General features: G+C 55.3%; 23 protein-coding genes. 14 read left to right on the forward strand and 9 right to left on the reverse strand.

What is annotated here, in order from left to right; all coding sequences use genetic code 11:
* Nucleotides 1–33 precede the first annotated feature (33 nt).
* The 3 genes from cysS (at nt 34) to H1D41_RS00805 (ending at nt 3,962) form a co-directional block, all read left to right on the forward strand.
* Nucleotides 34–1,440: a cysteine--tRNA ligase gene (cysS, locus tag H1D41_RS00795; protein ID WP_228847126.1), complete on the forward strand. Its 1,407-nt coding sequence runs from the start codon at nt 34–36 to the stop codon at nt 1,438–1,440.
* A 123-nt stretch (nt 1,441–1,563) separates the two neighbouring features.
* Nucleotides 1,564–3,186 (forward strand): citramalate synthase, encoded by a 1,623-nt coding sequence (gene cimA, locus H1D41_RS00800; protein ID WP_228847127.1) that lies wholly within the window; start codon nt 1,564–1,566, stop codon nt 3,184–3,186.
* Entirely contained in the window at nt 3,183–3,962 is a 780-nt protein-coding gene (locus H1D41_RS00805) for a squalene/phytoene synthase family protein (RefSeq protein WP_228847128.1), read from the forward strand. Before cimA ends, H1D41_RS00805 begins: the two co-directional genes overlap by 4 nt.
* A 62-nt stretch (nt 3,963–4,024) precedes the next feature.
* On the opposite strand, the gene H1D41_RS00810 is transcribed toward H1D41_RS00805, so the two are convergent.
* On the reverse strand, nt 4,025–5,257 hold the full coding sequence (locus H1D41_RS00810; protein ID WP_107495921.1) for an MFS transporter: 1,233 nt from the start codon (nt 5,255–5,257) through the stop codon (nt 4,025–4,027).
* A gap of 102 nt (nt 5,258–5,359) precedes the next feature.
* Here H1D41_RS00810 and H1D41_RS00815 point away from each other — a divergent pair, with 102 nt between their 5' ends.
* The 3 genes from H1D41_RS00815 to H1D41_RS00825 all read left to right on the forward strand — a co-directional run bounded on the left by H1D41_RS00815 (nt 5,360) and on the right by H1D41_RS00825 (nt 7,448).
* A complete protein-coding gene (locus tag H1D41_RS00815) occupies nt 5,360–5,992 on the forward strand; it encodes a DNA-3-methyladenine glycosylase family protein (protein ID WP_228847129.1) in 633 nt (210 codons plus the stop codon).
* An 8-nt stretch (nt 5,993–6,000) separates the two neighbouring features.
* The gene (locus H1D41_RS00820) at nt 6,001–6,669 is read left to right on the forward strand and encodes an alpha/beta hydrolase (RefSeq protein ID WP_228847130.1); all 669 of its coding nucleotides are present in this window, start codon (nt 6,001–6,003) and stop codon (nt 6,667–6,669) included.
* Nucleotides 6,670–6,857: 188 nt separating this feature from the next.
* Nucleotides 6,858–7,448, forward strand: coding sequence for an HNH endonuclease (locus H1D41_RS00825; RefSeq protein WP_228847131.1), 591 nt, complete (start codon nt 6,858–6,860; stop codon nt 7,446–7,448).
* 95 nt (nt 7,449–7,543) lie between these two features.
* On the opposite strand, the gene H1D41_RS00830 is transcribed toward H1D41_RS00825, so the two are convergent.
* Nucleotides 7,544–8,494 (reverse strand): radical SAM protein, encoded by a 951-nt coding sequence (locus H1D41_RS00830; RefSeq protein WP_228847132.1) that lies wholly within the window; start codon nt 8,492–8,494, stop codon nt 7,544–7,546.
* A 212-nt stretch (nt 8,495–8,706) separates the two neighbouring features.
* On the opposite strand from H1D41_RS00830, the gene zwf reads away from it, so the two are divergent.
* From zwf to pgi, 3 genes are read left to right on the forward strand one after another with little or no spacing between them, the layout of a single operon-like run.
* Complete coding sequence (gene zwf, locus H1D41_RS00835; protein ID WP_107495926.1) at nt 8,707–10,158, forward strand: glucose-6-phosphate dehydrogenase; 1,452 nt, start codon at nt 8,707–8,709, stop codon at nt 10,156–10,158.
* Entirely contained in the window at nt 10,155–10,829 is a 675-nt protein-coding gene (gene pgl / locus H1D41_RS00840; protein ID WP_228847133.1) for a 6-phosphogluconolactonase, read from the forward strand. The genes zwf and pgl overlap by 4 nt, the downstream gene beginning before the upstream one ends.
* A gap of 7 nt (nt 10,830–10,836) precedes the next feature.
* Nucleotides 10,837–12,450: a glucose-6-phosphate isomerase gene (pgi, locus tag H1D41_RS00845; protein WP_324250244.1), complete on the forward strand. Its 1,614-nt coding sequence runs from the start codon at nt 10,837–10,839 to the stop codon at nt 12,448–12,450.
* On the opposite strand, the gene H1D41_RS00850 is transcribed toward pgi, so the two are convergent.
* The 7 genes from H1D41_RS00850 to H1D41_RS00880 all read right to left on the reverse strand — a co-directional run bounded on the left by H1D41_RS00850 (nt 12,447) and on the right by H1D41_RS00880 (nt 17,577).
* Nucleotides 12,447–12,926, reverse strand: a complete 480-nt coding sequence (locus tag H1D41_RS00850; protein WP_228847135.1) for an acyl-CoA thioesterase — start codon at nt 12,924–12,926, stop codon at nt 12,447–12,449. The two genes, pgi and H1D41_RS00850, sit on opposite strands and share 4 nt — an antisense overlap.
* Nucleotides 12,927–12,935: 9 nt before the next feature.
* Nucleotides 12,936–13,226: an SCP2 sterol-binding domain-containing protein gene (locus tag H1D41_RS00855; protein ID WP_228847136.1), complete on the reverse strand. Its 291-nt coding sequence runs from the start codon at nt 13,224–13,226 to the stop codon at nt 12,936–12,938.
* 76 nt (nt 13,227–13,302) lie between these two features.
* On the reverse strand, nt 13,303–13,566 hold the full coding sequence (locus H1D41_RS00860; protein WP_228847137.1) for a hypothetical protein: 264 nt from the start codon (nt 13,564–13,566) through the stop codon (nt 13,303–13,305).
* 96 nt (nt 13,567–13,662) lie between these two features.
* A complete protein-coding gene (locus H1D41_RS00865; protein WP_228847138.1) occupies nt 13,663–14,820 on the reverse strand; it encodes a CaiB/BaiF CoA transferase family protein in 1,158 nt (385 codons plus the stop codon).
* Between the two features lie 410 nt (nt 14,821–15,230).
* Nucleotides 15,231–16,298, reverse strand: a complete 1,068-nt coding sequence (locus H1D41_RS00870; protein WP_228847139.1) for a dihydropteroate synthase — start codon at nt 16,296–16,298, stop codon at nt 15,231–15,233.
* A gap of 11 nt (nt 16,299–16,309) precedes the next feature.
* On the reverse strand, nt 16,310–17,239 hold the full coding sequence (locus tag H1D41_RS00875) for a methylenetetrahydrofolate reductase (protein WP_228847140.1): 930 nt from the start codon (nt 17,237–17,239) through the stop codon (nt 16,310–16,312).
* A 38-nt stretch (nt 17,240–17,277) separates the two neighbouring features.
* Complete coding sequence (locus H1D41_RS00880) at nt 17,278–17,577, reverse strand: virulence factor (protein WP_107495937.1); 300 nt, start codon at nt 17,575–17,577, stop codon at nt 17,278–17,280.
* 247 nt (nt 17,578–17,824) lie between these two features.
* Here H1D41_RS00880 and H1D41_RS00885 point away from each other — a divergent pair, with 247 nt between their 5' ends.
* The 5 genes from H1D41_RS00885 (at nt 17,825) to H1D41_RS00905 (ending at nt 21,228) form a co-directional block, all read left to right on the forward strand.
* Complete coding sequence (locus tag H1D41_RS00885) at nt 17,825–18,568, forward strand: energy-coupling factor ABC transporter ATP-binding protein (protein WP_228847141.1); 744 nt, start codon at nt 17,825–17,827, stop codon at nt 18,566–18,568.
* Nucleotides 18,549–19,166 carry an energy-coupling factor transporter transmembrane component T family protein gene (locus H1D41_RS00890; protein WP_228847142.1) on the forward strand — a complete coding sequence of 206 codons (618 nt, stop codon included), beginning with the start codon at nt 18,549–18,551 and terminating at the stop codon, nt 19,164–19,166. Before H1D41_RS00885 ends, H1D41_RS00890 begins: the two co-directional genes overlap by 20 nt.
* A 74-nt stretch (nt 19,167–19,240) precedes the next feature.
* Complete coding sequence (locus H1D41_RS00895; RefSeq protein WP_228847143.1) at nt 19,241–19,789, forward strand: biotin transporter BioY; 549 nt, start codon at nt 19,241–19,243, stop codon at nt 19,787–19,789.
* Between the two features lie 246 nt (nt 19,790–20,035).
* Nucleotides 20,036–20,476 carry a type II 3-dehydroquinate dehydratase gene (aroQ, locus tag H1D41_RS00900; protein ID WP_228847144.1) on the forward strand — a complete coding sequence of 147 codons (441 nt, stop codon included), beginning with the start codon at nt 20,036–20,038 and terminating at the stop codon, nt 20,474–20,476.
* Nucleotides 20,476–21,228 (forward strand): helix-turn-helix transcriptional regulator, encoded by a 753-nt coding sequence (locus H1D41_RS00905; RefSeq protein WP_107495942.1) that lies wholly within the window; start codon nt 20,476–20,478, stop codon nt 21,226–21,228. Before aroQ ends, H1D41_RS00905 begins: the two co-directional genes overlap by 1 nt.
* The last annotated feature ends 38 nt before the right edge of the window (nt 21,229–21,266 follow it).

Consider the following 21,266-nt stretch of genomic DNA (forward strand, 5'->3'; position numbering starts at 1 on the left):
CCGTTTTGCATTCATAAGGTGCTGTGAGGACATATGACCGAGATTAAGCTGCATAATACAAAGACCCGCAAGAAAGAGGTCTTTACGCCGATTGATGCTGAAAACGTGCGCATGTATCTCTGTGGGCCGACGGTCTATGACCGCGCCCACCTTGGCAACGCACGCCCTGTTGTGGTGTTTGACGTGCTGAACCGTCTGCTGCGCTATAAATACGGGCCGGACAATGTGACTTATGTGCGCAATTTCACCGATGTTGATGATAAGATCAATGCAACCGCCATGGCCCGGAAAGAGGCGGGCGCTGCGGGCACGCTGGAAGACCTGGTGCGGGAACGCAGTGATGAAACCATCGCCTGGTATCTGGAAGACATGGCAGCACTTGGCACAGATGAGCCAGATCACATGCCGCGTGCGACGGAATATATCGCGCAGATGGTCACAATGATTGAAGATCTGATTGCCAAGGGTCACGCCTATGCCGCCGAAGGCCATGTGCTTTTTGCGGTTGAAAGCTACAAGGAATACGGCGCGCTGTCTGGCCGTTCCGTTGATGATATGATTGCCGGTGCGCGTGTTGAGGTTGCACCTTACAAAAAGAACCCGATGGATTTCGTGCTGTGGAAGCCTTCCACAGATGAGCTGCCCGGTTGGGACAGCCCCTGGGGCCGGGGCCGTCCGGGCTGGCATATTGAATGTTCTGCCATGGCGGATGAATTGCTGGGCGCGAGTTTTGACATCCACGGCGGCGGCAACGATCTGCAATTCCCGCACCACGAGAATGAGATCGCCCAGAGCTGCTGCGCCAATCCTGATGCGGGTTTTGCGAATTTCTGGCTGCACAATGAGATGCTGCAGGTTGAAGGCAAGAAAATGTCGAAGAGCCTGGGCAATTTCTTCACTGTGCGCGACCTTCTGGATCAGGGCATTGCGGGCGAAGTCATTCGCTTTGTTTTCCTCAGTACCCATTATCGCAAGCCGATGGACTGGACTGAGGAAAAGGCACGCGAAGCAAAGGCTGAGCTTGAACGCTGGCGTGCATTTGCGGGAAGTATCGAGGAACCGATGGGCGGACCCCATGCAGAGGTGGTTTCAGCACTTACAGATGACCTGAACACTCATGGAGCAATCACCGTTCTGAGAAAACTATACAAATCAGGCGATGCCCACGTCTTCCGCAAATCTGCGGAACTTCTCGGACTTCTATTGCCAGGTGAAACGGCTGAATGGTTTGAAGGACAGGCAGAACCGGAAACAAGCGACCTGGTAGAGTACGCAATTGCACTACGTACGGAAGCAAAGCTTCAAAAGGATTTTGCTACTGCCGACAAAATGAGAGATTTGTTGATCAGTGCGGGAGTCGTTGTGAAAGACTCCAAAGAGAGCACAACTTGGGAACCAGGTCCTGACTTTGATCCGTCCAAACTCGAAGGCCTGAAGTGACCGTGCCTCAACACACAAAAGGCTGCCCCTGACCCTGGGTGGGGGTGAAGCCCCCTCCCGTGGGGAGGGTCGGGGGCTGCCTGACCTTCAGTCAGGCGTGACAAAAGAAAAAGAGAAGAGCCAATGACAAAAGAAAAGCTATTCCTCTACGACACAACCTTGCGCGACGGGCAGCAGACCCAGGGCGTGCAGTTTTCTACCGCTGAAAAGCTCCAGATTGCGCAGGCGCTGGATGATCTGGGCATTGATCATATTGAGGGCGGCTGGCCTGGCGCAAACCCGACCGACAGCGAATTTTTCGAAGCCGCGCCTAAATATAACGCCACATTCACCGCCTTTGGCATGACAAAGCGGGCAGGGCGATCGGCGGAAAATGACGATATTCTCGCCGCTGTTATGAACGCCGGAACGCCTGCGGTGTGTCTTGTAGGCAAGGCTTCTGCTTTTCACGTCACCGACGCGCTTGGCATCAGCAAAGAAGAAAACACCGAAAACGTCGCGGCATCAATCGCGCATATCGTGAAGAACGGGCGAGAGGCGCTGTTTGACGCGGAACATTTCTTTGACGGCTATAAATATGACGCTGATTACGCGTTGGAAAGTGTGTTGGCGGCTTACAGCGCTGGTGCCCGCTGGGTCGTGCTGTGCGACACAAACGGCGGCACGCTGCCCTCTGAAATCTATGCCATCGTCAAAGCCGTGATAGCGGCGGGCGTGCCGGGTGATCACCTGGCGATCCACACCCACAATGATACGGAAAACGCCGTTGCGGGCAGTCTTGCGGCGATTGATGCGGGCGCGCGTCAGGTGCAGGGTACGCTGAATGGTCTGGGTGAACGTTGCGGCAATGCGAACCTGACCACCATCATCCCAACGCTGCTGCTGAAGCCGGAATATGCGGAACGGTTTGATCTTGGTGTCAGCCTTGAAAGCCTGCAGGGGCTGACCAATCTCTCGCGTAGCCTCGATGAAATCCTCAACCGGGTGCCCGCGAAACAGGCGGCTTATGTCGGGGCCTCGGCCTTTGCGCATAAATCCGGCCTGCACGCCAGCGCGATCATGAAAAACCCCGCGACCTATGAACATGTGGATCCGGGCGCTGTCGGCAATGCGCGTGTGATCCCGATGTCAAACCAGGCCGGGCAAAGCAACCTGATCAAACGCCTGGGGGATGCGGGCTATACGGTTGAAAAGGGCGATCCGGCGCTGGCGCGTATTCTGGAACGTATCAAAGCACGCGAAACGGCGGGTTATTCCTACGACACGGCGCAGGCGAGTTTTGAGTTGATGGCGCTGGAAGAACTGGGCCAACTGCCGAAGTTCTTTGATGTGGAACGCTATCGTGTCACCATCGAGCGCCGCAAAAACGCCCGTGGTGAAATGGTGACCGTGTCTGAGGCTGTGGTTGTGGTGCAGATCGGCGCTGAACGCATGTTGTCCGTGTCTGAAAGCGTTGATGGAAACGGCAATGATCGTGGTCCGGTGAACGCGCTGTCCAATGCGCTGGCAAAAGATCTGGGTCCGTATCAGGCCAGCATTGACGACATGCGCCTGGTGGATTTCAAAGTGCGTATCACCCAGGGCGGCACAGAGGCCGTGACCCGCGTGATCATCGACAGTGAGGACAGCCAGGGCAATCGCTGGGCCACGGTTGGTGTCAGCCCGAACATCGTCGACGCAAGCTTTGAAGCCTTGCTCGAGGCGATCACATGGAAGCTTGTGCATGACAAGGTGCGTGCCGCGTGACTCTGCTGACCGAAGATATAAACGCCTGCGCCGGAGTGGTGCAAAAGGGCGATCCGGACCGGTTCCTTGCAGTGATGAGCATAAAGCCGGATCTGCGCGCGCCGCTTTTTGTGCTTTACGCTTTTAACCTTGAAATTGCCCGTGCGGCCTGGGCCAGTCAGGAACCAATGGTAGGGCAAATGCGGCTGCAGTTCTGGCGCGATATTGTGACCCAGGCGGATGAAAACGGGTCTGCACGCTATCACGAGGTTGGTCGACCTCTGGCCGTTCTGATCCGGGAAAAGCGCCTCGATACAGAGGCGCTTGACCAGATGATCACGGCCCGCTGGTGGGATCTGAACAAAGACGGGTTTGATGCTCCGGAAGCCTTTCGTGCGCAAATTGAGGCGACCGCTGGCAATCTTATGTGGCTCAGCGCCCAGGCGCTTGGGGCAGGGGAAACTGACAGATCGCTGGCGCAGACCTGGGGCTTTGCACAGGGGCTGGCCGCCTGGTTTCAGGCCGTGCCGGAACTTGAAAAACGCGGCTGCCGGCCACTTTATGATGGTCGCCCGGCAGCGATTTCAGGACTTGCCCGCGCCGCTTTGTCTGATCTGAGAAACACAAAACCACCGCGCGCACCCTGGACAATGGTCCTGCGCACGGCCTGGCAGGCAGAACCGCTTCTGAAACTGGCGGCAAAAGAACCACAGCGCGTGGCTGACGGGGCACTTGCCTTGTCAGAATTCCACAAAAAACGCCGTCTGTTCTTCAAGGCTCTGACCGGCCGTCCCTGATCTTATTCATCTTGCTGAAAATACTCTGGGGGATCCAAAGGGGGCTGGCCCCCTTTGCCCTTTTAAACAGAAGCTTCCTCAGGATCACGCAGCGCAAGCCACAACAGTGCGCCACCCGCCAGCATCAGGAAAGGCGCCATGGCCAGGTTCACCGCCTGCCAGCCCGCCTGGGCATCGCCACCGGAACAATTCATAAGCCCGCCAGAGGCAAGCGACGCCATGGTCACACAGCCGAAAACGATCATATCGTTCAGGCCCTGAACCCGGCCACGTTCCGCATCATCGTAAGCACCGGCCAGCATTGTGGTGGCACCGATGAAACCAAAGTTCCAGCCAATGCCCAACAGCACAAGCGCGATAAAGAAATTCGCCAGCGTCACACCGGTCAGGGCCACAACGCCCGCGCCCAGCAGGATCACAAGGCCTGTGGCGACAATATTGCGCGTACCGAAACGAGCGATCAGGTGACCTGTGAAAAAGCTTGGCACATACATGGCCAGCACGTGGGCGGACACGATATCTGCCTCTTCACCGTTCACAAAGCCACAGCCGACAACAGCCAGCGGGGTTGAGGTCATGACAAGGTTCATCAATGCGTAGGACACCATGGCGCAGATAATCGCAACAGCGATAACCGGATCTTTCAGCAGCTCCATCTTGCTGCGGCCCTTTGGGGCGTCCGCTGCCGGTGGTTTGGGTTTGGGGATGTCGAGCGCAAAGAACATCAGGGACCCGATCGCATTCACCGCAATCACACCCATATAGGTGCCTGCAAACAGAACCGGCATGGCTTCTTTTGTGACTTTCACAAGCTGCGGCCCGATGATCGCGGCCAAAAGGCCACCGGCCATGACCCAGGAAATCGCCTTTGGTCGGAATTCAGGGCTGGCCGTATCCGCCGCGGCAAAACGGTAAAACCCATGCGCCGACATATAGACACCGGTAAAAAGCGAGCCGAGGCAGAAAATCAGAAAGCTGCTTTCATAAAGCCCCCAAAGGCTGATCGCGCCGCCCATACCGCCAAAGACTGCGCCGGTGAAAAAGCCTGCTGCGCGGCCATATTTCTGCATCAGCGCGCTCATCGGTTGCGCCGCCAGCATGGACCCCAAAACGATCAATGTGATCGGGAGTGTTGCAAAACAGGGGTTTGACGCAAGCTGCTGTCCGGCAAGGCCACCCACGGTAAAGATCATCGGCATCTGTGCGCCAAGGAAAGCCTGGGCGGCAATCAGGATGAAAATATTACGTTTCACCTGTGGCGTGATCGGGGCGGGGCTGGCAGCTGCATCAGTCATAAGCGAAGGCGTAGCCTGTTCCCGTGCGCAGGAAAAGCGTATTCTGGTGCGTCATAATGAAATACAGTAATCATACCGGATGCAACGCGCGGGACAGGGCAGATGACACAGGCAGATCGTATTACATCGGATGAATGCGTGGTGCAGGCCGCGTCGCAACTTGTGGCGATGGTGCCGGAGTTTGCGAAGGTTCTGCCGCAGCTTTCACCCTTGCCTTTACGGCTGCGCGCGGATGGGTTTGGGGCGCTGGTAGATGCCATCATCGGTCAGCAGATTTCGACTGCGGCGGCAGCGGCGATCGCGGCGCGGATGAAGGCGGCAGATCTGGTGACACCTGTGCAGATTCTGGCAGCAAGTGATGAGGAATTGCGCGCAGCGGGGCAATCTGTGCAGAAGATCAAATATCTGCGGGCCCTGGCTGCGGCAGACCTGAACTATGAAGCCTTAAGGCGCGCCGACACGGCTGAGGTTCTCAAAACCTTAACCGCACTCCCCGGCATCGGCCCCTGGACGGCAGAGATTTACGCGATGTTTTCGCTGGGTCATGCAGATGTGTTTCCGGCCGGGGATCTGGCCCTGCAGGAGGCGGCGAAATTGCTGTTTGATCTGCCGGAACGGCCAAAACCCAAGGCGATGCGTCAGATGGCAGAGGCCTGGTCGCCCTTCAGATCAGTTGCAGCGCGCTTGCTTTGGGCCTACTACCGGGAACAGAAAAAACGCGAAGGCATCAGATAGGGGCGGATATGCGGGAACTTGAATTTAAGAAACGTGAGGCGCAAAGCGGCACAGCGAAAAATGTAGTGATTTTCCTGCATGGCTATGGGGCCGATGGCGCGGATCTTCTGGGCCTTGCAGACCCGCTGGCGCCACATATGCCAGACACTGCTTTTTATGCGCCGGATGCACCGGAACGCCCGGCAGCAATGCCCATGGGGCGGCAGTGGTTTTCCATTCCCTGGATTGACGGATCTTCCGAGGAAGAAAGTGCGGCGGGCCTTGAACGCGCCGCTGAAGATCTGAACGCGTTTCTGGATAAAGTGATCGCAGATGAAGGCATCACCGCATCTGAAGTGGTCCTTCTTGGCTTTTCCCAGGGCACCATGATGGCCCTGCATGTGGGGCCACGTCGTCAGTATAAACTGGCGGGGATTGTTGGATTCTCTGGCCGTCTTCTGGCCCCGGAACGCCTGGAAGCTGATTTTCAGACCCGTCCGCCGGTTCTGCTGATCCATGGCGATCAGGATGATGTGGTGCCACCCCAAAGCCTGAACGAAGCGGCTGAAGGCCTGCAGACCGCAGGTTTTGATGTTTATTCCCATATTATGAAGGGCACGGCCCATGGCATTGCACCGGATGGGCTGTCTGTTGCGCTGACCTTCATGCGTGAAATGCTGGGGCAGGGCGAAAACTGATTTCCCGTCATAAAACTGCGATCTGCGCGCGGTATTTCCGGATGTGAGATTTCTATATCATGGGGTTGTCAGAAATACCCCACAAGATATAGTCACATCAGGACGGGGCGGTGCACCCGCCCCGATAACCAGCCGGTTTCGGGTCACAGGCATATTGGCACGTACCGGCACATGGGCGGTAATGCGAAATGGACTGTGGGATACGGGAAAGAACATCTGATAATATCAACGGGTTGAGAACGCTGGTTCTCAACGCGAATATGCAGCCTTTAAGCTATGCGCCACTGTCGGTCTGGGACTGGCAGACGGCTTTTGTTGCGGTGCATCAGGAACGGGTTGTGCAGATCAAGACCTATGATGATGTCGAGGTACATTCTGCGACGGCCAGTTTCGAAGTCCCCGCCGTTGTCGCCCTGAAGAATTTTCACAAACGCAAACAGGTGGGGTTCACGCGCTATAACCTGTTTTTGCGCGATGAATTCCGCTGTCAGTATTGTGGTGAACGCTTTGCCGTAAAGGATCTGACCTTTGACCATGTGGTGCCGCGCAGTAAGGGCGGTGGATCAAACTGGCACAATATCGTGGCCTGTTGTTCGAAGGATAACCTGCGCAAGGCCAATCGTACGCCAAAACAGGCGGGGATGAAATTGCTGCGCGAACCTTATGAGCCCGATGTCTGGCAACTGGATGCCGCCGCACGCAGACAACCCCTGACGAAGACATCCCTGCACAACAGCTGGATGGATTTTCTGTATTGGGATACGGAACTGGAGGGTTAAGCCGAACAGCTTGCCCCGCCCAGGACGCAGAACTTGGCGCATGAACCTGTCAGGAAAGGCTCCGGTGGAGCGTTTCCAGGGTGAACGCATTGTGCTTATGCGCTACAGCTTGCGCCACCCAGAACGCAAAACTTGGCACAATGCGGATGGTTGAGGGCGACGTCTTTTTCGGCTTCTTCCAGGGTGTTTCCCATATCAAACCCTTCGGCATAGGGCAGCAGGGTGCAGGCAATGACAGATGCTTTCTGCCCCTTGCGTTTCACCACCATCCGGGAGGAGGCGCACATCACGTCTTTGGGGGATTTGTTCAGGATACCCCAGCAATCCACAGTGATTTCGGGCACATCCACACCTTCGTCCATTTCAGGGAAAAGCACGGTCATTCCTGGATTTTGCGCGTCGATCTTAAAGCTTTCCGATTCGTAAAGATCTGCGTAACCCTGACGCGACGCTGCATCATCTTCATTCCAGAGCTGGCGACCGGCAGCAGCCATGCGCGCACCAATGGATGACAGCCAGCGCATGCCTTCAAGTGATTTCTCAAAGCTACCCGCGCCGCGCATCTTGTCATGATTTTCGGCAGACCAGTGGTCAAGGGAAATGCGGAACGTCAGCTTGTCGCCAAATTCCTTTACCAGGGCTTCGATGCCGGCCTTCACAGATTTACGCATCATCGGGCGCATGGCGTTTGTCAGAACCAACACCTCATAGCCTCGTTCCAGGGCCGCGCGGCACATGTCGTTGAATTCGGGGTTCATATAGGGTTCACCCCCGGTGAAGCCGATTTCACCAACGCCCCAGTTGCGGGCTTTTAGCTGATCCAGGTAATCGCGCACCTCATCCGCGGTCAGATAGACCAGGGCATCATTGGTGGGGGAGCTGAGAATATAACAGTTCACACATTCAATGTTGCAAAGCGTCCCGGTGTTAAACCAAAGCGTCTGCGGATCGGACAGGGGCACGGTTGCGCGGATCTCGCCCTTGGCGGTGATCTTCGGGTCCTGAAATTTGTCGGTTGCCTGCGCAGCAGATGCCTGATCTTTCATGGTGCCTTATCCTTTTGTTAAGTCGTGTTTACACGGTCAGACATCCGCCGAAAAGTGCCACAAAGTGACCCCACGCCATTGTGAAGGCGGGCGAACCTGTTAGACTTGCGCAGAGTCATGCAGATGCTGGCGGAAACTGTTGCAATGTTTGCGCTAACATTTATGGTGTGACCGGGTAATTTCACTCGATTTTAAGGAATACAGAGGTCAGAATGGTTTCACGCGTCATCCCGGTTGAGGTTTTTGATCTGGTGATCTTCGGCGGTACAGGTGATCTGGCCCGGCGTAAGATTCTGCCAGGGCTTTATCGTCGTTTCCTGGCCGGGCAACTGCCGGAGGGCATGCGCATTATTGGTGCTGCGCGGACGGATTTTGATGATGCGGGCTACCGCAGCTTTGTGAATGACGCGATTTGCGAATTCGTGAAACCATCAAAGCACGACAAAGAACGCATCAAAGAGTTCGTTGAAAACATTCACTATCTTGCGGTGGATGCCATGGGGGAAAGCGGGTGGACAGAACTGGCCGCCCTGATGCGCCCTGGTGTGATCCGGGCGTTCTATTTCTCAGTTGCGCCGCGTCTGTTCGGGCCGCTGGCGGAACGTCTGCATGAATATGAAATCGCGGATGCAGACAGCCGGATTGTGGTCGAAAAACCCTTTGGCCGTGATCTGGAAACGGCGAAGGCGCTGAACGGCGTGCTGGCGGAAAGCTTTGACGAACATCAGATCTACCGGATTGACCATTATCTGGGCAAGGAAACCGTGCAGAACCTGATGGCGGTGCGTTTTGGCAATGTGCTGTTTGAACCGCTGTGGAACAGCCAATATGTCGATCACATCCAGATCACCGTGGCCGAAAGCGTGGGGGTCGGCGGGCGCGGGTCTTATTACGATAAATCCGGCGCGATCCGCGATATGGTGCAAAACCACCTGATGCAGCTGCTGTGTCTGATCGCGATGGAACCGCCCAGTGATTTTGAACCGGACGCGGTGCGTGATGAAAAACTGAAAGTGATCCGGGCGCTTGATCCGGTGGATCAGGCGGACATCGTGCGCGGGCAGTATCGTGGCGATGATGATGTTGCATCCTATCTTGAAGATGCCGAAAATGAGGACAGCACCACCGAAAGTTTCATCGCGATGAAACTGGGCATTTCCAACTGGCGCTGGAAGGGCACACCGATTTATCTGCGCACTGGCAAGCGTTTGCGGGATCGGACCAGCGAAATCGCCGTTGTGTTCAAAGATCCGCCGCATTCAATCTTCGGCCCGCAGGAAGGACGACGCGGCAATGTGCTGGTCATCCGTTTGCAACCGAATGAAGGCATGAACCTGCGCGTGACCATCAAAGAACCGGGCCCGGGCGGTATGCGCCTGATTGAAGTGCCTCTGGACATGAGTTTTGCCGAGGCCCTGGCTGACGGTGATGACATCCCGGATGCGTATGAACGCCTGATCATGGATGTGATGCGGGGCAATCAGACGCTGTTTATGCGCGGGGACGAAGTTGAGGCCGCCTGGGCCTGGACTGACCCGATTATCGAGGCCTGGGAAAAGGCCCGCACCAAACCTGTACCTTATGACGCGGGCAGTTCCGGGCCGGATGACAGCCTGATGTTGCTGCACCGTGACGGACGCCGCTGGAGAGAGATCAAAGCATGAAGATTAACGAATACGCTGACGCGGAAATGATGATGATCGAGGTCGCGCAGGAAATTGCGTCTGATCTTGAAACCGCGCTGGAAGCCAATGGTAAGGCCAGCTTTGCGGTGCCTGGTGGCACGACGCCTGCGCCTTTGTTTGATGTGCTGTGCGCGGCGGATATTGACTGGGCCAATGTGACGGTGGTGCAGACCGATGAACGCTGGGTGCCGGACAGTTCACCCCGTTCCAATGCGAAACTGATCCGGGAACACCTGCTGGCGGATCGTGCGGCGCATGCGAAATTTGTTTCGCTTTATAATCATTGCGAAAATCCAGAGGACGAGATCGAAGAAACCCGTGCGAAAGTTGCGGATCTTCTGCCGTTGTCAGTTGTGCTTTTGGGGGTTGGGGCCGATATGCATACGGCAAGCCTGTTCCCTGGCGGTGATAATCTGGCGCTGGCGATTGATCCGGCGGCACCTTTGGTGATGCCAATGCGGGTCGACAGCCAGGATGAACCGCGTATCACCCTCACAGAACCTGCGCTGAACTCTGCCATGCACAAACATATTGTTGTAACGGGTGCTGAGAAAAAAGCAGCGCTGGAACGGGCGCAGGGCTTGTCCGGGATGAAAGCACCTGTGACGAAAGTCTGGGGCGGTGCCCGTATTCACTGGGCTGAAAGTTAATTTAAAAGTGGCTGATAAGATTATGTGGAATAAGTTAAAAACCTATACGGATGCGGCTTTGGATCTGAGCATTCCTGCGCTGTTTGAAGATGCCGGACGGGCGCAGGATTTCTCGGTTTGTGCCGCAGATATGCTGTTTGATTATTCCAAAACCAGCCTGACGGACGACAGCCGGGCCTGCCTGGTTAATATGCTGGGTGAGAGCGGTTTTGAAGCGCGGCGTAAGGCGATGTTTTCCGGCGAACATATCAATGAAACCGAAGGCCGCGCGGTGCTGCATACGGCTTTGCGGGCGGCTGCGGGCGCTGAAATCTTTGAGGATGGTGAAAATGTTGTGCCTGGCGTTCGGGAAACGCTGGACCGGATGCGGGCTTTTGCCGACGCGTTGCGCGATGGCAGCTTTCAGGGGCAGGGCGGCGCGATCACCGATGTGGTGAATATCGGCATTGGTGGGTCTGATCTAGGGCCGGCCATGGCCTGTCTGGCGCTGAAGCCTTACCACGACGGGCCGCGCACGCATTTTGTGTCCAATGTGGATGGCGCGCATATTCATGATATCCTGCAAGGGCTTAACCCGGAAACGACGCTGATCCTTGTGGCGTCTAAGACCTTCACCACCATTGAAACCATGACCAATGCGCAAACCGCGCGGGACTGGATGGCTTTAAGCGTATCTGATCCTGGCGCACAATTCGCGGCACTGTCATCAAATCTTACAAGCACAGCGGGATGGGGCATTCCGGCGGAACGGGTGTTTGGCTTTGAAGACTGGGTTGGCGGGCGCTATTCGCTTTGGGGGCCGATTGGCCTGACGATTATGATCGCGATGGGTGCCGACAAATTCGAAGAATTTCTGTCCGGCGCGCGGGCGATGGATGATCACTTTCGCACGGCAGCACCGCTGGACAATATGCCGGTGATGCTGGCGCTGACAGGGATCTGGCACAATCAGGGCCTGGGGTATGGAACACGCGCAGTTCTGCCTTATGATCAACGCCTTAGCCGTCTGCCTGCGTACCTGCAGCAGCTTGAAATGGAAAGCAACGGCAAGTCCGTCCGCATGGATGGATCTGACACGCCGGTGCATACAGGGCCTGTTGTCTGGGGCGAACCCGGGACCAATGGCCAGCATGCGTTTTATCAGCTAATCCATCAGGGCACGCGGGTCATTCCCTGTGAATTCCTGCTGGCGGTTGAAGGGCATGAAGCGGATCTGAAACATCAGCATGAACTGCTGGTTGCGAACTGTCTGGCACAGTCTGAAGCTTTGATGCTTGGCCGGTCTTTAGATGTGGCACGCGAGCTGATGGCCGCGAAGGGGCTGGACGGGGATGAACTTGAACGTCAGGCCCGTCACCGGGTTTTCCCGGGCAATCGTCCGTCAACCACGCTGCTGTATCCGAAACTGACGCCACATATGCTGGGCCAGATTATCGCGCTTTATGAACACCGGGTGTTTGTCGAAGGCGTGATGCTGGGCATCAATTCCTATGACCAATGGGGGGTGGAACTGGGCAAACAGCTGGCCGTGGCTTTGCAGCCGATTGTGTCGGGTGAAATGCCGGCCGATGATAAAGACGGTTCAACCCGGCAACTGGTTGACTTCATACGGGGAAATTAAGCCTCGGGCAGGGCGCCATCCAGGGTAATAAAGCGTTCTTTCAACGCGTCCGGCAGGGGGCGACGGGCGCTTCCGTCGGGTTCCAGCACCACGACAATTGCTTCACCGGTGGCGCGCAACCCATCCGACCAGATGGCGTATTCCATGGTGAAACTTGTGTTGCGAAAGGCTTTTGTGCGGGCGGTGACAAGGTAATCTTCGCCCATACACATTTCGCGTTTGTAATCGGCAGAAACGGCTTTGACCACAAGGCGGGGTTCGTTTTCAGGGTCACTGTAATCCGACAGACCCCAATCCTGCATATAGCGCACGCGGATGTTTTCAAACCACGAGAAATAAACAACATTATTCACATGGTTCAGACTGTCGAGTTCGTGAAAATGCACGCGATCTGCCATGCCATAGGGCCAGTCACCTTCACAGCCAAAGCGCGACATTTCTACAGGCGAAAGCGGAGTATGATAACGTGTTTCCATGGGCGGCAGTTAGCCGAAGAGCGCCCCGATTTTCAAGGCCAGAGACATGTCACCTGAAATTTTTAATTTACCAAGCATGACAGCCGCTGCCGGGTTCTGGCTGCCGTCTGCAATTGCGGCGAACACCTTTGGTTTGGCTTTCAGTGTGACATCACCTGCTTCATCCGCAATGCGCGCGCCATTTTCATCCACGACAAACACACCTTCGCCGGGCAATTCAAACCGCACTTTGTAATCAAAGCTGCGACCTGCGATTTTGCGGTTCATGGTTTCAACGGCGTCGGTGATGATGTCTGACATAAGCTTCCCCGGGTTTCTCATCCCGGGGTTGCATTCCTGACATGTCAGATCAAGCCGTCACGTGGCGTAAAGCGGGTCATTCCGCAGTTTCGAACATGTAAACGCTTTTCACCGCATGAAAGGCGATCATATAGGTTTTGAATTCCCGGAAATCCGTGCGGCGACGCACCTGAACATATTTCCCGTCCGGGACGGTCATCGTGCCACGATAGCGTTCGCCTGTCATCAGACGCAATTCGATCTGTCGCGTGATATTACCAGTAGGGCCAGAGGCCCAGCGAATAGCATCTTCAACAAGTTCTTTTACGCCGGTCGGCTCGCAACAATCAGTCGGTTTCATAATGGTCTCCATATATCGAATATCAAAATATGGTTACATAATACCGCACTTATCCCATTTGGAAATGGGGGGATTCCGTACCTTTTCTGTAAAAGCTTATTTCTGCTCCTTAAGCCAGCCACGGATGGAATCTGAGTGTGCATTCAGCTGCGGAGAGATCAGCGAGGGTTTTTCAGATATGTAAGCTGACAGTTTGATCGGGTTACCAGCGGCTTTATAGGCCGGGCCGCCGTGGGGATCGACCACATCAATCACCATGTCACGGGCCAGAATTTGCGGATCCCGCATGGCTTCAGCGACATTCTGGATCGGGGCACAAGGGATGCCGGAAGTGGTGAGTTTATCCAACCAGTGCGCGCGTGTGTCGCCAAGGGTGACAGCTTCGATCAGGCGTTTGAGAAGTTTGACATGTTCGCATCGGGCGGCGTTGGTGCTGAAACGGCTGTCCGTGGACAGCGCCGGAATTTCCAGCGCATTACAGAGTTTTGCAAAAAGATCATCATTGCCGGCGGCGATCACGATCAACCCGTCTTCCGTATGGAATGTCTCAAACGGGGCAATTGACGGGTGACGTGCGCCGGACGGGCCGGGTGCGTTGCCGGTTTCGCCGGTGATCGCAATGGCGTGTTCCAGAATGGCCAGCTGACTGTCGAGCATGGCGACATCAACTTTCTGCCCCAGGCCGGTTTTCTCACGCTGGTAAAGGGCGGCCATAATGCCGTGGCCCAGAAACATGCCTGCCACGATATCGCCGACAGAAGCACCGACCCGCACAGGTTCGCGGTCTTTTTCGCCCGTGATCGACATGACGCCACCGCGGGCCTGAACAACCATGTCATAGGCTGGTTTCAGGGCTTCGGGGCCAGTGTGGCCAAAGCCGGAAACAGCCCCATAAATCAGCCGTGGGAACTGTTTGTGCAATGTCTCAGATCCATATCCCAGACGTTCCATCACGCCGGGGCGGTAGTTTTCCATGAGGATATCGGCGCGGGACAGAAGATCTTCAAAAACAATGCGATCTGCCTGGTCTTTCAGGTCCAGCGCGATGCTTTCTTTGCCCCGGTTGATGGTTGCAAAATAGGCACTGTCGCCATTGGCCCGAAAAGGCGGGAAGTGGCGGGTATCATCACCTGTGCCAGGGCGTTCTACCTTGATGACACGCGCCCCGAGATCCGACAGGATCATGGAGCAATATGGGCCGGCAAGCACATGGGTGAGGTCGATGATCAGCAGATCTTTGAAGGGCGCAGTCATTACAGGATGTCCTTGTTGTTCGCCCTGGCCTGATAGCGGCAACATGTGACAACAACATTGCGCAGGATCAAATTTCCCACGGATCTTTCCAGGTCAACCGATTTAGGGGTCGCTGCGTGATCGTATCCAGATCGCAAGACACAGTAAAGCAAAGGAAATGCAGAACGGTCCGGCAGTAAATATGAAATCTTCCAGTGAAAGCGAAAATGGGGATCGGGCCGGGGGACAGCCATAAAGGGACCCGAAGCAGGCCATGGCCGATACAAAGAAGTACCAGAAAACAGACCCAGCGCAGGCAATCAGCGCGAATATGATAAACATGTGAACCCCGGAACAGAAAATACCTGAGGGGTACATACAAAACGCGGGAGTGTTTGACCACTCCCGCGCTTTTTTGATTTTCTGAACTATCAGCCGCGACGGCGGCGACGGCCACCACGGCCACCGGCTGCAGCGTCTTCAGGGGATTTGTTGAATTTGATCCATTCAGCACCACCTTCGTCATTATCGGTCAGGAAGTTGGCAGCGCGGATGGCTTCCATTTCTTTACCGGCGCGTGGCAGGGTGGAACCCAGACCAAAGACCTTGCAGAAGGCTTCATCGTCCATGTCTGCCGGGATCACGATGCCAGCGGCTTCAACTTCTGCTTTCTTCGCAGCCAGTTTCTTTGGACCAACGGGCAGGGCGACAGGGTTCATGATCGCAGAGGTCATGCCTGTTGCCATTGCCATTGGCAGGAAGGCGTTGTTGATGCCGTGACGGTTTGGCAGGCCAAACGAGATGTTGGATGCACCACAGGTGGTGTTTACACCGAGTTCATCGCGCAGACGACGGTTCAGAGCGAAAACCTGCAGACCAGCAGAACCCATCGCGCCAACCGGCATCACCAGCGGGTCAACCACGATGTCATGGGCGGGGATGCCAAAGTCAGCAGCGCGCTCAACGATCTTTTTCGCAACAGCGAAACGGACTTCGGGATCTTCAGAGATACCCGTGTCATCGTTGGAAATCGCTACAACAGGAACGTTGTATTTCGCAACAAGCGGCAGAACCAGTTCAAGGCGTTCTTCTTCACCGGTCACAGAGTTCAGAAGTGGGCGGCCTTTTGCGGCAGCCAGACCAGCTTCCAAAGCACCTGGCACGGAAGAGTCGATGCAGAGCGGGCAATCCGTCACAGCCTGGACAGTTTCCACCAGTTTGCGCATCAGGTCTGGTTCAACAAAGTTGTTGTCCGCGTAACGTGGATCTTCGGCCATTTTGCCAGAGAAAACAGCGCCAGAGTTGATGTCGAGAACACCTGCACCAGCTGCAACCTGTGCCAGCGCATCACGTTCCACGCGGGAAAAATCGTCGTTTTCCAGTTCCTCGTTGAGGATCTTACGGCCGGTTGGGTTGATGCGCTCACCGATCACGGTGAAGGGCTGATCAAAACCGATGATGGTGGTTTTGGTTGCGCTCTCAATAATAGTACGGGTCATTTGATTGCCTCTTATTGCTGGCTGACGGGGACGCCGGAAGCGCCGCCATGTGTGATCGCCCAGTTGGCGTTGGTTTTGATGCCACCGAGTGGGAAGAAATGAACTTTCTCGATGTTGAAATCAGGGTTTGCGGCTTTGTGCGCGGCAAGTTCGGTGATGAACTGATCTGGTTCAAACGGCAGCAGCAGTTTGGTGACGTCTTTTGCGCGCTTTTGCAGCACTTTCAGGGACGCGCCCACACCACATGCGATAGAGAATTTGATCAGGGTCTGCAGTTTTGCAGGGCCAGCCACGCCGATGTGAACCGGAATGTCGATGCCAGCTTCAACCAGGCTGTCTGCCCATTCAATCACAGGACCAGCTTCAAAGCAGAACTGGGTCGCCAGCGCCATGGAAGCGTCAGTGCGCTTGGAGAATTCCTGTTTCCAGCCAAGTGCTTCCATCACGTTCTTTGTGCTGCCGTCGGCGTCAATGTCTTTGTTGCCTTCCGGGTGACCGGCAACATGCAGATGGGTGAAACCAGCTTTGTCAAACAGGCCGGTGTCCAACAGCTGCATGGAAGAATGGTAATCGCCATGCGGCTTGTCGACACCACCGGCCAGCAGCAGCGCCTGTTTGACGTCAGCTTCGCCCTGATAGCGCGCAATCCAGTCGGCAAGGGTTGCTTCGTCTTTGATGATACGGGCCGGGAAATGCGGCATCACCGGGTAGCCTTCGTCATTCAGGCGTTTCGCGGTGGCGACCATTTCATCAATTGGCGTGCCTTCGATATGCGCAACATAAACGCGGGTGCCTTTTGGCAGAAGCGTGCGGAAATCTTCAACCTTACCAGCGGTGCGCGGCATCACTTCGATGGAATAGCCGTCCAGGAAGGCTTCGACTTCCGGGGACACGATCACGGGTTCTTCCGCGGCTTTCTTTTTAAATGGCAAAAGCGACATGATCGCCTCCTTTATGGTGTGTGTCAGGGGCACCTGGCTCAGGCCTCGTGTCCGTCATTTGCGATCAGGGCTTTCAGGCGGTCCTGGTCATATTCAGCGTCAATGCGCGCGGCCTCGGCTTTGGCGATCTCATCCTGATCACCTTCCATCGGGTAAGGCGCGGCTTTGCGGAAGCCCGCAAGATAGTCGTCGGAACCTTTTGCGTCGTCTTTCATGGCAGCGCGATCAATCGCCTGCTCGAAACGTTCTGGCAGCGCAGCTTTGGCACCACGGCGGCCTTTGCCAACGATGACCTGTGCCGGCATGTCACGCCAATATACGATAGTTACGTCAGGCATTGCGATTCCTCCTCTTTCCTTGCTTGTAATCGCCACGACCCGCAAAGATGGGTCTGTTTTCGACATACTCCGCTTTGTGTGCGACTCTGACGGGCAGGCCAGTTGATAACGGATGCGACATGAACTGGCCTGAAATGCGTCGCGTGAACAGGGTGCTTCTGTTCATAAAAACTATGAGCCCGGCATGTCCCGGGACAGGGGCCGTGGCCTTGCGCATGCATGTTGCCGTAAATATACGGAAGCGAACATGAATCAGGGCAAAGAGCAGATGAGCGGAGATCACCAGGGAATTGAAGTAGATGCTCTGCGGTTTTCACGCGGTGAGCGGCTTGTTCTGGATCTGCCCGATTTGTGCATTCCCGAGAAACGGGTCGGAATTGTCGGACGCAACGGATCCGGAAAGACCACGCTGATGCGGGTGCTGGCCGGGTTGCAGGCGGTGGATGCGGGCAGGGTGCTTGTGAACGGGGCGGATGTTGCCGGGGATCGTCAGGCGGCGATCCGGGCGGTTGGTATCCTGTTTCAGAACCCGGATCATCAGATCATTTTTCCGACAGTTGAAGAAGAGATTTCATTTGGCCTGCAACAGTTGGGCCAATCCGGGGATAAGCTTGTGGATAACCTGTGTAAAACTCTGGCACGTTTCGGAAAGGAAGACTGGCGGGAACGCCATATTCAGACGTTATCCGGCGGGCAGAGGCATCTGGTTTGTCTGTTGGCGGTTCTGGCGATGAAGCCGGGAACAATCCTGCTGGATGAACCTTTTGCCGGGCTGGATATTCCTGTCACCCGTGCGCTGAATCATGCGATTGACGGCCTGGAAGAACAAGTTGTGATGATCACCCATGATGCGGCGCGGCTGGAAGGGTTTGACCGGGTGATCTGGCTGGAAGGTGGACGGATTGAACGTGACGGAACACCAGCCCAGGTGCTGCCAGCATACCTTGAAACGATGAACCGTGAGGGCACTGATGCTATCGCTGACCTCTGAGGAAAGAACGTTCTGGCATGGATTAAGAGCCAGCCACAAGCTATTGGCAATGTTGATTGTATCAGTTGTTCTTTTCGTGTTTCCCGGCCTGTGGGTGCAGGTTGCAGCGTTTCTGATTGCTCAGCTGTGCTGGCTTTTTGGGGGGCTTCGGTTCTTCAGCGAAGGCGTGCGGAATCTGCTGCGGATCTGGCCTGTTGCGGTGTTCATCGCTGTCTGGCACGGGATCACCGGGGAATATGCGACAGGTGTTGCATTGTTGTTAAGGTTGGCGGCGGTGGTTGCGCTGGCGAACCTTGTGACGATGACAACCGCATTGAAGGACATGATTGATGTGTTGCACTGGCTGGCAACACCCGTTCGAAAATTGGGCATTTCGACACGACCTGCAGAGATCGCGCTTGCGATGGTGATCCGTTTTATTCCGGTTTTGCATGAAAAATCAGATACTTTGCGGGAAAGCTGGAAGGCACGCAGTGTAAAGCGGGCAGGGTGGCGTATCATCACGCCGATTGCAGTGCTTGCCATCGATGACGCAGAGCAGCTATCAGAGGCCCTGCGCGCCCGTGGTGGTCTCATCCAGCCAGCAACAGAAGATTAACCAAAGAACCCCCGATCTGTGGATAACTTGTGTATAACGGACGGGGTAAAGCTTTCTCAGGACAGGAAACGCACATGGAAAGAAATGTAACCTTCATCGCCTTGATGGCCGCTTTTACAGCGGTGCTTGGCCTCATACCCACAATTAATCTTATTCCCGGCGTGCCGATTGCCTTGCAGGTCATGGGGGTGATGCTTTGTGGTCTGGTCCTTGGCGCAAAGCGCGGGGCGCTTGCCGTCGTTCTTTTCCTGGTTCTGGCCGCTATCGGTCTGCCGATCCTGACAGGGTTTCGCGGCGGGCTTGCGCCGTTCGCAGGCGCAACAGCCGGGTTTCTGTATGGATATGTCGCGGCGGCCTTTGCGACCGGATTTGTCTTTGAGCGCTGGAAGGGCAATCTGATTGTCGGCGCGATCGTTGCGTCGCTGATTGGCGGCGTTCTGGTGCTTTATCCGATCGGGACCGTCTGGCTGGCGTCATACCTGGAGAAACCTGTGATGGCGATGGCACAATCAATGCTGGCTTTTGTACCCGGGGACATCATCAAAGCGGTGATCGCAGGGTTGATTACAGCAAAGATCGCCAAGGCGCGTCCTGCTGCGATACTATCCAGACAAGCGAGCTGAATATATATCACCACAGGGCAGCCACGTGTTGCCCTGTATTTTTACCATCATACATCTCATAATTGGTATTATGTAATTATAAGATGTAAATCGTATGCTGGTGATCCCCTGTGGCCTGAAATGCAAAATAGCGACAGGAAGCGCGGAAAATATAATAATCGGCATTTAATACAGGCAAAAATCACGTTAAAAGCTCGACAAAACCGATTAACTCAACCTAGTGTGATACAGGAATGAGGACACCACGTGACTATTTTACTGCTTAACGGACCGAACCTGAATCTGCTTGGAACCCGTCAAAAGGAAGTTTACGGCGGCACGACGCTTGCTGAAATTGAAGAAATGACGCGTGAGCATGCGCAAAGCCATGGCTTTGAACTGAATTCCCTGCAGTCAAACCATGAAGGTGTTCTGTTGGATGCCATTCATGACGCGAAACAATCGGCCCGTGGCATCATTCTGAACGCCGGCGCTTTTACACATACGTCTGTTGCATTGATGGATGCGATTTCCTCGGTGGAACTGCCCGTCGTGGAAGTGCACCTGTCCAATATTCATGCGAGAGAACCCTTTCGACATAAATCCTATATTGCACCGGTTGCCCTGGGTCAGATCGCGGGGTTCGGTTCACAGGGCTACCTTCTGGCTGTTGATGCGCTGGTTCAGCACTTGTCCGGGATGTCGTAATGATTTCAGAGTATCTGGAAAAACTGACTGCCTGCCAATGCCTTGAGGACGTCTGGTCCCTGCATATGGAAAAAATGGCGGAATATGGTTTTACCCGGGTTATGTATGGTTTTACCCGGTATCGTAACGGTTCTTCCCTTGGCGATCAGGATGATCTTTTGATGCTGTCAAATCATGATCCGGGCTATCTGGACGGGTTTTTCGGGGAGAAACTGTATTATAATGCCCCTATGGTGCGCTGGTCGCTGGAAAACGAAGGCGCCTGCTCGTGGAGCTGGATGGCAGAGCAGATTGAAAGCGGAATGTTCACAGAAAGTGAAATGAAGGTGGTCGGGTTTAACCGGCGCTTTGATGTGACGGCGGGTTATACGGTAAGTTTCAAATCTGTTTCTTATCGCGAACGTGGCGGCATCGCCCTTACAGCGGCGCCTGGCGTCAGTCAGGCTGACGTGGATCGCACCTGGGATGAGCATGGTCAGGATATTCTGGTGATGTGTAATGTTGCGCATCTGAAGATCATCAATATGCCCTGGTCGGGTAAGAGACGCCCCCTCACCCATCGCCAGCGCGAGGTTCTTGAATGGGTTGGTGAAGGGAAAACCACACAGGATATCGCCTGTATTATGGGCCTGACACCTGCGACGGTTGAGAAACATTTGCGCCTTGCACGCGGGGCACTGGATGTTGAAACCACGGCCCAGGCTGTTCTGAAAGCCTCTGTTCAGAAACAAATTTTTGTTGTGGATGGGTGATCCGGGGGAAATGTCACCCTGGTAGCGCTGACATGAGC

The organism is Halocynthiibacter styelae (assembly GCF_016123485.1).
In the GTDB taxonomy this organism is placed as follows: domain Bacteria; phylum Pseudomonadota; class Alphaproteobacteria; order Rhodobacterales; family Rhodobacteraceae; genus Halocynthiibacter; species Halocynthiibacter styelae.